The 13,546-nt window shown below is 68.8% G+C and carries 10 protein-coding genes; 4 read left to right on the top strand and 6 right to left on the bottom strand.

The window, feature by feature from the left end:
* Window positions 1–74: 74 nt before the first annotated feature.
* The 5 genes from DB30_RS20040 to DB30_RS20020 form a co-directional block, all read right to left on the bottom strand.
* Window positions 75–1,841 carry a mechanosensitive ion channel gene (locus DB30_RS20040; protein ID WP_205633027.1) on the bottom strand — a complete coding sequence of 589 codons (1,767 nt, stop codon included), beginning with the start codon at window positions 1,839–1,841 and terminating at the stop codon, window positions 75–77.
* Window positions 1,842–1,997: 156 nt separating this feature from the next.
* Window positions 1,998–2,798 carry a hypothetical protein gene (locus DB30_RS20035; RefSeq protein WP_052551378.1) on the bottom strand — a complete coding sequence of 267 codons (801 nt, stop codon included), beginning with the start codon at window positions 2,796–2,798 and terminating at the stop codon, window positions 1,998–2,000.
* 43 nt (window positions 2,799–2,841) lie between these two features.
* The gene (locus DB30_RS20030) at window positions 2,842–3,741 is read right to left on the bottom strand and encodes a DUF3565 domain-containing protein (protein WP_052551375.1); all 900 of its coding nucleotides are present in this window, start codon (window positions 3,739–3,741) and stop codon (window positions 2,842–2,844) included.
* Between the two features lie 66 nt (window positions 3,742–3,807).
* Window positions 3,808–4,260 (bottom strand): DMP19 family protein, encoded by a 453-nt coding sequence (locus tag DB30_RS20025; RefSeq protein ID WP_052551373.1) that lies wholly within the window; start codon window positions 4,258–4,260, stop codon window positions 3,808–3,810.
* A 34-nt stretch (window positions 4,261–4,294) separates the two neighbouring features.
* Window positions 4,295–6,256: a leucine-rich repeat domain-containing protein gene (locus DB30_RS20020; RefSeq protein ID WP_052551371.1), complete on the bottom strand. Its 1,962-nt coding sequence runs from the start codon at window positions 6,254–6,256 to the stop codon at window positions 4,295–4,297.
* A gap of 127 nt (window positions 6,257–6,383) precedes the next feature.
* Between DB30_RS20020 and DB30_RS20015 the strand changes: the two genes are divergently transcribed.
* Both DB30_RS20015 and DB30_RS43125 read left to right on the top strand, forming a co-directional pair.
* Window positions 6,384–6,614, top strand: coding sequence for a hypothetical protein (locus DB30_RS20015; RefSeq protein ID WP_052551369.1), 231 nt, complete (start codon window positions 6,384–6,386; stop codon window positions 6,612–6,614).
* Window positions 6,615–6,803: 189 nt separating this feature from the next.
* On the top strand, window positions 6,804–7,430 hold the full coding sequence (locus DB30_RS43125; protein ID WP_165703851.1) for a phospholipase D-like domain-containing protein: 627 nt from the start codon (window positions 6,804–6,806) through the stop codon (window positions 7,428–7,430).
* Here the strand turns inward: DB30_RS43125 and DB30_RS20005 are convergent.
* Window positions 7,367–8,626, bottom strand: coding sequence for an alpha/beta hydrolase family protein (locus tag DB30_RS20005; protein WP_052551365.1), 1,260 nt, complete (start codon window positions 8,624–8,626; stop codon window positions 7,367–7,369). The two genes, DB30_RS43125 and DB30_RS20005, sit on opposite strands and share 64 nt — an antisense overlap.
* Before the next feature lie 355 nt (window positions 8,627–8,981).
* Between DB30_RS20005 and DB30_RS20000 the strand changes: the two genes are divergently transcribed.
* Complete coding sequence (locus DB30_RS20000) at window positions 8,982–10,670, top strand: hypothetical protein (RefSeq protein ID WP_052551363.1); 1,689 nt, start codon at window positions 8,982–8,984, stop codon at window positions 10,668–10,670.
* A 57-nt stretch (window positions 10,671–10,727) separates the two neighbouring features.
* On the top strand, window positions 10,728–13,538 hold the full coding sequence (locus DB30_RS19995) for a M16 family metallopeptidase (protein WP_146659748.1): 2,811 nt from the start codon (window positions 10,728–10,730) through the stop codon (window positions 13,536–13,538).
* The last annotated feature ends 8 nt before the right edge of the window (window positions 13,539–13,546 follow it).

Here is a 13,546-nt window from a genome sequence, read left to right as displayed (position 1 = left end):
CCTCGCCCACGCTGAACACAGTTGTTGCCAAGCGACTCCCGCTACGCAGCGGTCATGCGCGTGGCTCACCGTGCCTACTTACCGAACAGACCCGCGCCCGGGCCCTTGGGGCCGGTGTTGTCGAGCTTGGCCTTGCGGTAGCGCTCGCGGACGATCTCGCCAGCGAGTTCACGCGAGCCAAGCCCAAACGCCAGCGCTCCCGCCAGGCACAGCGCGCCAAACAACAGCGCGAAGCTCAGCAGCACGAAGTCCTCGGCGACGCCGAGCTGGTGGATGCCCATGGTGAACGCGAACACCAGCACGACGTAGCGGGCGAACTCTGCCATCCACACGGGGCCGAGCGCCTCGCCGGCCTGTGCGTCGCCGGCCGGCTGCTCGCCGCGCTGGCGCGCCTCGATGACGTCGCGGACGTAGTTGCCAACGGTGAAGCCAACGCCAACGATCAACAGCGCGACCGCGGCCCGGGTCACCGAGAACACCAAGAACGCGTCGACGTAGCCAGCCCACAGATCGAGGCCGAGGTTGTTGAGCCCCTGCACGATCGCGAGCAACACCACCGCGCCCTGAACCACGAACCCGACCAGGCCCGAGGGCTTGGCGAGGTCATCCTCGCGCTCGGCGATTCGGCCGAACCCGAGCTTGTCCATGAGCTTGTCAAACCCGACGCCCTCGAGGGCCTTTTGCACGATCCCGCGCAACAGACGACCCGCGAATACGCCAAAGATCACGATCAGGGTCGTGATCAGCACCGCCGGAAGCAGCGCCCAGAACTGCGCCATCATGTCGGTCATTGGCGCCGACAGGGTCTGCAGGCCGATCCGGTCGAGCGCCGCGATCGCGGCTTGAACGACGATGAAGGCCATCGCCAGCCAGCCAACGACCTTGCTGGGGCTCGAGCTGCCGAACAGCCCGTCGAGCCTGGCCTTGGCCACCAGCTTGTCAAACCCAAGCGACTCGAGCGCGCGGGTGGCCACGGTGCGGACGATCTTGCCCAGCACCCAGCCGCCAGCGGCGATCAGGATTGCAATACCGATCGCGGGCAGCAGCGCGAGCAACGTGTTGATCGCGTTGCTCAGCGGGACCGAGATCGCCTCGATCTGCAGGGCGTCGAAGGCCCCCGCGAGGCCAATGATCATGACCAGCGAGAACACGACCTGGCCGGCCGTCTGCGAGAAGGGCTTGGCCACGTCCTCGTCAGGCTTGGCCTCGGCCTTGTCGTCGGTTGGCTCGGGGGCATCGAGCGCGGCAAAGCGCCGGTCGACCCGGGCCAGATCCAGCGCCTTGGTCACGACCTTGCGCAGGATCAAGCCTGCGATCGTGGCCACCGCCATGATCAGGACCGCCTTGCCGATCAGCGGCAGCGCCTGCATCACCGTGTCGACCAAGCCCTGAATCGGGCCCGCGGCCTGCTCGAGGCCCGCGAAGTCCAGCACCCCGACGACGACCAGCGCCATCACCAGGTAGAACACGGTCTGGGCGACGCCACGCTCGAGCGCGTTGGGATCACGCTTGGTGTCGTCGTCTTCGAGCAGCAGCTTCAGGCCCAGCTTGTTGGCCAGCTTGTTGTCCAGATCGGTATTGCACAGCAGGCGAAACACAGCCCACGAGACCAACTTCGCGACCAACCAGCCCGCGAGGAACAGCAGCACCCCAAGCAGCAGGTGCAAGCCCATGCTCATCAGGTCATCAGAGAGCAGGGCGCCGAGCTTGTCTTGCCACCACTGTGGGGTCAAAGCTGCCGGGGCCACGTCTTCGACGACCTCCTTGGTAGGACTGGGTGGGGCGGCCAACGCCAAGCGGGGAGCGGCCAGCACGAGCGCAGCCGAGAGACCGGCCAACATCGAATTGAATTGTCGAAACATGATTCCTCCGTCGCGAACGAATGGGCGCGACCGGGGAACCATCGGTGAAAAGCACCACAAAGATCAACTGTGCATTTATTTCGAGCGAGCGCGGGCGCTCCCGCCCGTACCAGCGCCGCCCTCAATCCGCCGGACTCAGCCGCCAAGCGTCCAGCGACGGGTCACCTTCGCGTCGCCGCCATCTCGCGGCATGGGCCACCCTGAACCGGGCACGGCCGCGCGGACACACTTGTTGAGCGCCTCGGATCCGCCAGTCACCGCAACACTGTTCGCGCGACCGCTCCACCTGATCTGGAAGCTCAGCTCGAGATCGACGGACGCCGTCGCGCCGGCTTTGATCGCCTCGGCCCAACAAGTTGGCAGCGCAGCTTCGACCGGCGCGAGGCGATTTGTCACGGTTGCGTTGGAGACCTGGCCGCTCACTTGCGTTGCGGTGGTTTGGATCTTGGTGCTGACGCCCGAGGGCTGGGTCGGCTCGGGCTGGGTCGGCTCGGGTACAGGCGTCGGCTCGGGTACAGGCGTCGGCTCGGGTACAGGCGTCGGCGCGGGGTCGTCTGGCGAGCCTTCGATCCCGAACACCTTCGCGGGGTCGTCCGGCTGCACGGGCTCGGGCTCGACCGCGGGCTCGGGCTCGACTGCGGGCTCGGCTGGCTCGGCGGTGTTGTCCTCGGCCGCGGGACCGAGCCCGGCGATCCACTCGCCGATCGGCGCCGACCAGTACCAGACCGCCCAGCCGCCGCCGATCAGCACCGCGCTCAGCAAGATGATCCCCCCCATCAAGCGCCGGCCCCGACGTCCGGCGTCGAGGATCCGCGGCGGCCGGTCGCGCTCGATCATCGAGGCCGACGCGCCATGAAACTCATTGGTGAACGATGGTCGATCGCCGCGGCGTTCGTGAACATCGCCGATCTCCGAGTCGAAGGTCCTTCGTGACACACGCGGATGGTACCAGGCCCGCCGAGGATGCCCGCGGCGCGCCCTACTCGAGCGCGGCGCAGCGACAAAAGTGAATGCAGACCCGCGCGCCAGGACCCAGCGCGATGTGATGCGGTCGCGCGGGTGCGACGATCCCCATGACCCCAGGCCGCAGCACGAGGGTCAGATCACCTTCATCTTCGAGCACGTATTGGACGCTGCCTTCGAGCACCTGAATCTGCCCCCACGCGCCCGCGCGCAGGTGATGACTGCGGAGCAGACCCGCGGGGATCGTGGTCTCGTCGTACTCGGGCGACTGCCTGTAGCTGGTCGCGCAGGGCGGCAGCCGGGGCATGCGGCACAGCTGACAACGCAGCGGCGTGCCCACGTGCGCCGCGCGTCCAGCCGCTTCGGTGACCCATGGGGCCAACGAGAACGGTGGCGCGTGGCGGACGTGTTGGGTGTGGGTGCAGTCGAGCTCGGCGACCCAGACTCCGTCTTCGTCGCGATGAAAGCCGGTGATCAGCGACTCGGGGATCAGCTGCAGCCGCCGCGAGAGCCCCGCGAGCGTCGGTGGATCGAGCGCGGCCTCGAGCGTCGGAAACCACGTCCGCTCCTCGAAGCGGACATGGGCCTCGAGCAGCTCGCCGAGCTGCGCGCTGTGATCCGCGAGATCATCGGTGCCCAGGCCCTCGAGCAGGCCGCGCAGCTGCGCGTGCTCGGAGCGGATCCGCTGGGCGTGCTCGCGCAGCTCTTGGCTCGCGCAGTCGCTCAGGGGCAGCAGCTCCCGCTCTTCCACGCTGAAGTGAGGGCTGACTTCAGCGAACCACTGGGTGCGGATCTCGGCGATGAAGCGCGCGGGGTCGGCGGGCGGATCGGCCTTGACCCGCAGCAAGGTTCGCGCGAGGACCAGGGCGTGATGGTGGTCGCGCGACAGTCCGCGCAGGCTCTCGTGTCGGTTCACGTCGGGGACGCTAGCACGCGATTGTGGTCCGCTCTGGCGCATCGCATGCGGGCGCCGGGCGACGACTCAGACGTCGCTCCGACTTGGCCGCGAGAACGCTTCGGGGTGCTCGTGGGCATACTCGACCAGCGCCTCGGCGAGCTCGTCGTGGGGCGCGGGCCGGTTGAAGTCCGGCCCGCCCACGCGCCTGCGATAGGCCATGAACGCCTGCAGCGGATCGGGGGGCCCGGGGGGATCGGGCGGGGTCTCGGCTTCGGAGCGCTCGAGGGCCGCGGCGAGCTCGACGAGCAGCTCGCCGTTCTCGACCGCCCCGACCGCCAGCCAGGCCGCCCCGATCGCCCGGGCGGTGGCGGCACCATGGTTCCACACGAACTGATCGGCGCCACCGTTCGCGTAGTCGCCCTCGGACGCGAACAGCCCCGCGATCGCGTCAACGACGACGGCCGGCGCCCACGGGGGCTCGGCGCTGGCGAGGCACAGCAGGTCGGCGAGATCAATCTCGCCCGCTGCGATTGCCATGAGCGCGAGCTCGAGATCCGCTGGGTCTGGGCCCTCAGTAGATTGTGCAGTCAGGGAGCGCCTCCTTCAGTCGGTCGATCGTGCCCGCAGGCAGCGGATTGTTGCGCACCCGCAGCTCACGAAGGGTGGTCATCTCGAACAGCGTCTCGGGCAGCGCGGTCAGGCCCGAACTCCAGATGATCAAGCGCGAGAGCCCAGTCAAGCGGGCGATGTCGGCGGGCAGGTAGGTCAGGGACCGCGAGGCGATCCACAGCTCGCGCAGCGAGGAGAGCTCATAGATGACCGGAGGCGGCGTCGCCCACGGGAGCCCGCCCAAGTGAAGGAAACGCAGCGCGCTCAGCCGCGCGAACGAGTCGGGCAGCTGCGCGAGCGAGTTGTCATGCAGCCACAAGGTCTCCAAGCGAGCGAGCTGGCCAAAGTCCTCCGGAAGCGCTTGGAGCTCGTTCCCCCCAAGGCCAAGGGTGTCGAGTTCGACGAGCGCGGTCACGACCTCGGGCAGCGACGACAGCCGGTTGTCAGCGAGGTGCAGCCCTCGCAGATCCCGAAGCCGCGCGAGCTCGACGGGCAGCGTGGTCAGCCGATTGTGGTTGAGCTTCAGCTTGCGCAGAAAGAACACCTGGCCGACCTCTGCCGGGACCGTCTCGATCGCGTTGCCGCTCGCGTCGAGCTCACGCAGGGTCGGCAGCTGGCCCACGGAACGTGGGAGGCGCGAGAGCCCAAGACCGCGCAGGTCGAGGCGATCATCGCGGACCCGGGCCGCCAGCGCGGAGACGGCCGCGGCGTCGCCACGATTGAAGATCGCGGCCGTGCCCACGCCCCCGCGCTGGGCGAGCGCGTCGACCAGCGCCTCGGAGTCCACCGCGTCGACCGGACCGATCGCCTCGATCACGCGCTCGACCCGAGCGCAGGTGAGCAGCCGCGGCGCGGTGAGCAGCCCGGTCTCGCGCAGTGCAGCGACGAGCGCTGGATCGTCGCGCTCCCGCACGATCCGACGGGCCGCCCGAGCGAGCTCTGCGTCGCGGTGTTCGTCACCGCCCCACCCGATCGCGAGCAGTTGCGCGAGACCGGGCGCCGAGATCGGTCCACCGCCGAGGGCCGCGATGTCGTCCACGTCGAGGTCCTCGCGGCCCGCGGCGCGCAAGGTTGGCTCCGAAGGACACCGCAGCTCCGGCGCGGGCGCGGGCGCGGGAATTGTACGCTCCTCGCTCCGCTCGCCGCTCGCCGACCAGTCCGTGAGCGGCCCCGCCCACGCCCCCTGTTCAAAGTGCGCCCGGCGGGCGAGCACCCCGTTGCGATAGTACTGCTCGGCGACACCATGCAGCGCGTCATTGGCATACTCGAGCGTCGCCCGCTTGCCGCCTTCGGGAAAGAACAGCGTCGTCAGGCCATGGGCCTGATCCGCTCGATACGACTCGATCGCCAGCCGCCGCCCGTCGCTAGCGAAACACTCCAGCGGCCCGTCGCGGCGTCCCTCGCTGTCCCAGACACCGACCAGCCAGTTGCCGGACTTCGCGTTGAGGATCGCGTGCGCGGGGACCCCCACGGGACGCTCGCGCAGCGGCGCCCCCTCCGAGTCGAGCCGGACCTGGTCGGCGCCGAAGTGACGGACCGAGGCGAGCGTGCCGTGGACGTAATCGTACTCGGAGCGCACGATCGCAGGGCTCAGACGACCGCCCGCGTGCATGTCCTCGCTCGTGTCGCCGGTCGTCGCCACGAAGGTCCGCTGGCCATGCAGCTCGCCGTTCTCGTACTGGCCGAACTGCGCGACCTCACCGGTCTCGTGAAAGCGCTCGAAGCTGCCGTGGGGCACGCCGTGACGCAGCTGCGTGATGCAGCAGAGCGAGCCATCTGGCCGCCAATAGTGGACCTCGCCGTGGAGCTCGCCGTTGGCGTCCTTGGGCCCGAGGATCCACTCGTTGTCCTCGTCCGACCACCATGCGGACGCCGGCACCCCGGCAGGGCGCTCGCGCTCGACGTCGGGCGGGTGGATGGCCACTGGGGGGCAACATATCAGGCCGCGGTGGCGAGGCGCGAGCGGATTGGGGCCGGGCAGGATCACTCGCCACGCGAGCGGTTGAGAAGCTCCATTAACTCGCTAGTGCCCCCTGTGCTTCAATGAGAAGGTGGCGAGCAACGACGACGAGCAGTCCGGTGTTCAGGTCCTCGGTTCGGCGGAGCATACCCGCGTCGCGCTGCTCGAGTTGTTCGAGTGGGCGCACGAGCTTCGCTTCTCGTACGCGTGGATGAGCTCGGCCCAAGGCACCGCGGATCATTGGCGCGCCTTCCCCATCACCAAGGTCCGTCGCGGTGTCGTGGGTCTTCACTTCGCCGAAACTGAGCCGCTCGTGCTCTAGGAGCCCGTGGTGCAACGCCTCACGCCGCCTCGCTTGGTCTTTCCGCCGAGCTCTTCGTCGCCGAAACTTCCAGTACGCCCGGTACAGCTGCGTTTCGGCTCCTCAATCTCGACGAAAATCCCGGCGCGAGGCGACGCGATGCATTGCACCACGGGCTCCTAGACCTTTATCGAACATGTCGACGGCCGCGTGCGAGTGGTGCACGACGCGACGGGTACCTTTCATCCAAAGATCATCGTTGGGACACGAGGGAGCCGGGGGCGGGCGATCGTGGGCTCGAGCAACTTCACACGCGCGGCGTTCGACACGAACCACGAGGTCAACCTCCTGATCTCGGGGGCCGCCCAGAGCGGGGCGATCGAGCAGTTGCTCCGCGTCGTAGACACCCATTTCCACATGAGCTCGGCCGAGCCGCTGACGACTGCGCTGCTGGACGCGTATCGACCCAAGTGGGACCCAAAGCCGCGAGCGAAGGTGTTTCGAACCACGCGTCGGCGCCAGGCATCGGGGGTCGTGGCGCGAGACAGCCAGCTCGATGCTGCCGCCACCTTTGGCGCTGAAGCAGCTGTTCTTCTTCTTGCCAAACTCATAGTCGCGCGCTTGGCTGTTCTTGCGGCGCGCGAGCAAGGCGAGGTTGCCAGGCCAAGCTGGCCGGCCGCTGACGCTCGACAGTGCCCCCTCGCTGCCGCGCGCGCGCGCTCTCGCCAGCACCCGGGGAACCGCTCCCCAGGTGCGTGCGCATTTGCTCGGGCTCAGAGGTTGTCGTCGAGCCAGTCGAAGACCCGGTGTGACAGCATCGCGGTCGCTCCCGGCTGAACGTGGAACTGGGCCGCCTCCTCGGCGGTGAATTTGTAGTAGTCCTTCGGACACTCGAGGGCTTCGAACAGCTCGCTCGCCTGCCCGCGTCCCTCGGCCTCCGCATCGAGCACGAGCGTCTTGGCTTCGATGTCCTTCACCAGCTCGCCAAGGTCGAACTTGGAGACCTCGTCGAGGAAGCCGGACGGGGTGTCGACGCCGTGGTGCCACATCGAGTCGCGGATACCCCAGCGGATGAAGTCGCTGACTTCCATCATCTGGTAGATGGTCTGGTCGAACGCCTCGGGGTCGCTCTCGTAGAGCGCGGGCAAGTTGGGGTCGATGTAGCCCAGCTCGTTGTAGATCGCGGCGGCCCAGTTGATGACGCCGGGGTTGGCGACCAACGCCGAGATCCGGTGCTCGAAGGCGGCGGCTCGCGGTGCGAGGTAGCCCCCAAGGCTGACCGCGAACAGGGCGATGCGATCCTCGTCGACCTCGGGCCGGGCGACCAAGTCGTCGACGATCGGCGTGATCACGGCTTCCCAGTCGTGCCGGAAGGGCAGCCCCTGCAGGCGGATCATCTTCCCGATCCCAGGCCCATCGAAGAGCATCACGTTGTAGCCCCGCACCATCGCCGCATCGACGACAAACTTGCCGTCCTCGGCCCAGCCGTCCTTGCCCTCTTGAAATATGATGGTGGGCGCGGGCCCGTCGAGGTTGGGGGGCACACAGAAGTATCCGGGGATCGTGGTGTCCTCGTATGGGATCGCCACCGGGGAGCAGGGCGAGCCAGACAGATCGAGGTAGGCCTCGTGTGCGGCTACGGCCGCGTGGGTCAGCTCGACCACCTCGGGCGCGTCGGGGTTGGGGTGGCGGTGGAGCGCGGCGCGAAAGTAGGTGGCGGCGCGCTGGTAGGCCATGGCGGCCGAGTACGGGTGACCGGCGTTCTCGCTGTCCTTGGCGAGGCCCAAGACCCGCTCGGCGGTCTGCTGGAAGGCCGTTGTCCAGCCCATCTCGTCGGTCGGGTCCACCCGGCTCAGGGTCTCCAATACCTCTGCGACGTCTGTAGCGCCCATCCACGCCTGGCCAAGGTAGTAGAGCGCCACTTCGTTGAGGACCGGATCGGCCATGCCGAGGTCCCACCAACCCTCGCGCTCCTGCGTCTGCGCGGGGGGATCGCTGTCATCCGTGTTCGCAGGGCCGTCACAAGCGACCACGAGCGCGAGGGGGAGGAGGAGAAGGCGTCGGGAGAGCTGCTGAATCATCATGTTTGTCTCTGATTGGAGGCCACCGTCGTGGTGGTCACTGGACGAACACCAGACCCGGCCCGATGTGTCACCGCGTCCGCAGATCGCCAGGAAGGGCCCGCGGGGAAGCCAGCGCTCGGTGAGGTCGTGCGCGCGGTCGTGCGGGGTAGAGGGTCGTGAGCGGATCGCTGGCGCTCGAGCACGCGTCCCCGAAGCGCGTCCCACCCCCGACCGGATCCGGTCAAATACGCGACGTGGGGCACCCGCCAGGGTGAGTTCCTGGAGTCCTCGATCGCGCGCAGGGTCTTGCCGTACCCTGCCCCGCATGAAGCCGAGCCAGACGCTCCGACGCCGCATCTCCCCCATCGCGCTGGCCGCCCTGCTGTGCCTGTCCAGCTCCTGCAAGGACGCCAAGGACACCAAGGCCGACGACGCACCCAAGCAGGGCGAGGGCGCGCCCACGAACGTCGACGCGACCGAGCCGGTCACCCCGACCCCAGCACCCCAGCCGCTCCCGCAGGTCGCCCCGCCGACCGTCGACTCGGCCCCGATCGCGGACGTCGGCGACGTCGTCGCGACCGTTCAGCTGCCCACGGGCACCAACGTCCAAGACCTGATGCCGATCGTAGAGAAGTTCGCGCCCGGGATGTCGGCGATGGTCCGCATGCAGCTGCCCACGATGCTCGCCGATGTTGCTGGCATGAGCCTCGACGGAGCCAAGCTCGACGCGCCGATCTCCATCGTCGCCGTCGAGCCTTCGCTGGCGACCCAGCCCCTCGCGCTCTTGGTGCACACCAAGGACCTCGCCAAGCTGCAAGCCGCGGCCAAGGGCGCCGGCCTCGAGCTGCGCGAGCGCGACGGCCTGGCGCTGATCGGTCCTTCGGCGGTCGTCGCCGCGGCCGAGACCTTCGCGTTCACCAACCTAAAAGCCGCGCCCGACCACACCGAGATCGTCATCTATCCGCCGCAGCTCGCGGCGTCGCTTGGCCCCCAGATCGAGGCGGCCATGGCCATGATGGACGCGCAGCTGGCCGGCACCAACCCGGGCATGCAGGGGCTCATGCGCATGTACGTGGACGCGCTGCTTGGCGTGACCAAGCAGACCGAGCGCTTCGTGATCAGCGTGAGCGCGGGCCAGACCAGCACGGATCTGCACGCGCGCGCCTACCCGCTGGCCGGCAGCGAGCTCGCGGCCTTCGTCGCGGCGCAGACCCCCAGCAACCACCCGCTGCTGGCCAAGCTGCCAAGCACGGCCACCCAGACCATGGTGATGTCCGGCGAGATCCACAGCGGGCCCACCACGGCGTCGCTGATCGGCTTCAGCGTCGCGGCGATGGAGTCGATGTACAGCGGCGCGATGCCAGCCGAGACCTGGACCGAGATCATGACCGCCTGGGCCGACACCCTCGACGGCCAATTCGCGATGTCGATGACGCTCAGCCTGCCCACCGGCACAACCCAACCGGGCATGAGCATCCAAGCGCTGACGGGCGCCACCGATGCCGATGGCATGCGCAAGGCCTGGCGCGACATGGTCGGCGCGCTGGCCAAGGGTCAAGACGGCGTCGACATGATGGGCATGAAGGTTGCGATCGACTATCGCAACGACGTCGTCGAGCACGACGGCGTCGGCGTCGATCTCTACACGACCAACATCGACGTCACGAGCTTGCCCGAAGACCAGCGCGCGATGATCGAGGCGACGAACAGCGCGTCGCAGAGCGTCAACTTCGCGACCTTCGACAAGTTCGGCGCCATCGCCACGACCGACGAAGACAACAAGTCGATGCGAACGCTGATCGACGCGGCCCGGGGCAAGGGCCAGGCCCTCGAGCCCACCCCCGGCCTCGCGTCCGCGCTGGCGATCAGCACCGAGCGCGGCGAGAGCCTGTTTAGCTACTTCGACATGACCACGGTCGCCCCGGACCCCAGCAAGATGCCGTTCCGGGCGTTCGTGATGGCGTTCGGCAAGCAGGGCGACGCGCTGGCGATTCGGTTTTCGCTGCAGAACTGAGCCCCCAGCCCGCGGCGGGCTGGAACCGCCGCCGCGGGTGCTCTAGCCTGAGCCATAGTGCGAGCAGCCGCGATCCCCGAGATGGCCGTCCACGTCCACACGCTGGACAACGGCCTGAGCGTCTACCTGAGCAGCAACCGCGAGGAGCCGTGGATCTCGTGCCGCGTCGCGGTCCGAGCCGGGGCGGCGCAGGAGCCCGCGTCGTCGACGGGGCTGGCCCACTACCTCGAGCACATGCTCGCCAACAAGGGCACGCGCTCGCTCGGCACCCGCGACGCCGCGGCCGAGCAACCCCACTTGGATCAGCTGCGCGAGCTCTACGAGCGGCTGCGCGAGACCACGGGTGAGGGCCGCTCGCAGCTGCTCGCGCAGATCGACGACGCGAACCAAGCCGCCAACCGCTGGGCGATCGCCAACGAGCTCAAGCAGGTCTACGGCCGACTCGGCGCCAAGGGCTTCAACGCCTTCACCTCGCACGACCGCACCGTGTACGTGGTCGACATCCCCAGCAACCGGCTGCGCGCGTGGGCCCGGCTCGAGGCCGACCGGTTCACCGAGCCAGTGTTCCGCGGGTTCCCAACCGAGCTCGAGACGATCATCGAAGAAAAAAACCGCGCGCTCGACAACCCGGGCCGGGTGCTGTCGATGGCCGCGAACCAGCTGGTCTGGGCCGGGCACCCCTACAGCCGCGATGTGCTTGGCGACGTCGAGCACCTGCTCGCGCCCTCGATCGCGGCGACCGAGCGCTTCTTTGCGAGCTGGTACGTGCCCAACAACATGGCGGTGGTGCTGGCTGGCGATCTCGATCCCGCCGAGGCGCTGGAGATCGTGCAGGCCCAGTTTGGTCGGCTGCGCGCGGCCCCGCTGCCCCCGCGCGAGGCCCCTGCCCTGGCGCCCCTGAGCGGGCAAGCGCGGGTCGACGTCGTCCACCGCGGCGACGAAGAGATCCGACTGATCTGGCGCACGGTCCCGCGCGAGCACGAGGACGCCGATCCTCTCATGCTGGCCGACATGATGCTCGACAACAACTCGACGGGCCTGCTCGACACCCGGCTCGAGCAGCGGCAGCTGGTCCGTAGCGCGGGCGCCTACCCCAACCTGCGCATGCTCGGCGGGACCGAGACCGTGTGGGGCCGGCCGCGCGTGGGCCAGAGCCTGGCCGAGGTCGAGGCGCTGCTGCGCGAGCAGGTCCAGGCCCTGCGCGACGGCGAGTTCGCCCAGTCGGACCTCGACGAATTGATCGCCAACTTCGAGGTCGGCGAGCTGCGCAAGCTCGAGAGCAACAGCGCGCGCGCGGCCGTGATGCTCGACGCGTTCACCCACGAGCGCGAGTGGGACGCGGTCCGCACCCGCCTGGCCAAGCTCGCGCTGATCAACAAAGACCAGGTCGTGGAGGCCGCGCGCCGGTGGTTGGGCAACGATCACGTGATCGCCGAGCGCAGGGCCGGCGAGCCGCCGGTCAGCAAGATCCCCGTGTTTGGCCTGAGCGAGCTGCAGCTCGACGCCGACTCGCGCTCGCAGATGTCGGACGAGGTCCTGGCGATGCCGGCCCCGCCGATCGAGCTGCAGGTGCTGCGGGTCGGCGAGCACACCGAGCGCAGCACGACGGCCGCCGGGCTGCTGTATCGGACCCCCAACCCCAACAACGATCTGTTTCAGCTGAGCGTGCGGGTGGGGCTTGGCAGCGCCCATGATCCCACCTTCAGCAAGGCGCTGGCGCTGTGGTCTCGGGCGGGCGTGGGCAAGCTCGACCTCGAGGGCTATCGGCGCGCGCTGTTTCGTGAAGCCGCGGCGGTCGCCGTCGACTGCCGCCGCCAGCAGACGGATCTGATCATGGCTGGGCGCGCGCCAACCCTGGCCAAGCTGCTCCCGCTCGTGCAGGAACGCCTGCGCGCGCCGGTGCTCAGCGAGTCCGAGCGCGCGCGCTGGGCCGAGGACGTGGTCGGCAAGCGCTCGCAGCGACGCGACACCACCGACTTCAAGTTCACCACGCTCAAGCAGTGGGCGCTGCGCGGGGCCAAGAGCCCGTACTTGTGCGAGGCGCTGACCAACGACGAGGTCCTGGGCCTGAAGCTGGACGACTTGTGCGCGGCGCCGGGCAAGCTGCTGAGCCACGCGCGTGTCAGCGTCTACGCCGGGCCGCACGAGCGTCAGACCCTGGTTGATCTGCTTGGCCTCGACGAGCCCTCGCCGCTCGCGCCCCCCGCGTACGAGCCGCTGCGCTTCAACGCCCAGCCGGCCGAGCGGGCGCGGATCTTCGTGGTCCACCATGAAGCCGCGCAGACCAAGATCGGGCTGTACCTGCCAAGCGAGCCCTACAACCCCAGCCGCTCGGCGATCTATCGGCTGTTTCACGAGTATGTGGGCGGCTCGGCCGGGCTGGTGTTTCAAGAGGTTCGTGAGTCGCGGGGCCTGGCCTACGCGGCGCACGGCGGGCACACGGCGGGCCCGCGGGTGGGCGACCAAAACCTGATCTGGGCGAGCTTGGCTTCGCGGCCCGATCGCAGCGTCGAGGCGGCCGCCGTGGTGCTGGGTCTGTTCCGCGAATTCCCCCTGCAGCAGCAGCGCTTCGAGCGGGCCCGGGCCTCGGCGCTCGAGCGCATGTTGTCGAGCCGGGTCCGCTTTCGTGCCTACGGGTTCGCGTTCGAGAGCTGGCGGCTGCGCGGCCTGGAGGCCGATCCGGGGCCGGCCAACTTCGCCGCGCTCGAGCAGCTCACGCTCGAGGATCTCGGCGCGTTCGTCCAGCCGCTGGCGACCGCGGGCCCAGCCCTGGTCGTCGTCGGGGACCTCGCTCGAACCAACATGAGCGCGCTCGCGGAGCTCGGTGAGATCGAGCAGCGCGAGCTCGACGAACTCGTGGTCTACTGAGCCCGTCG

The sequence above is a fragment of the Enhygromyxa salina genome, from assembly GCF_000737335.2.
Classification (GTDB): domain Bacteria; phylum Myxococcota_A; class Polyangia; order Nannocystales; family Nannocystaceae; genus Plesiocystis; species Plesiocystis salina_C.
This window is presented reverse-complemented; position numbering and strand designations above follow the sequence as displayed.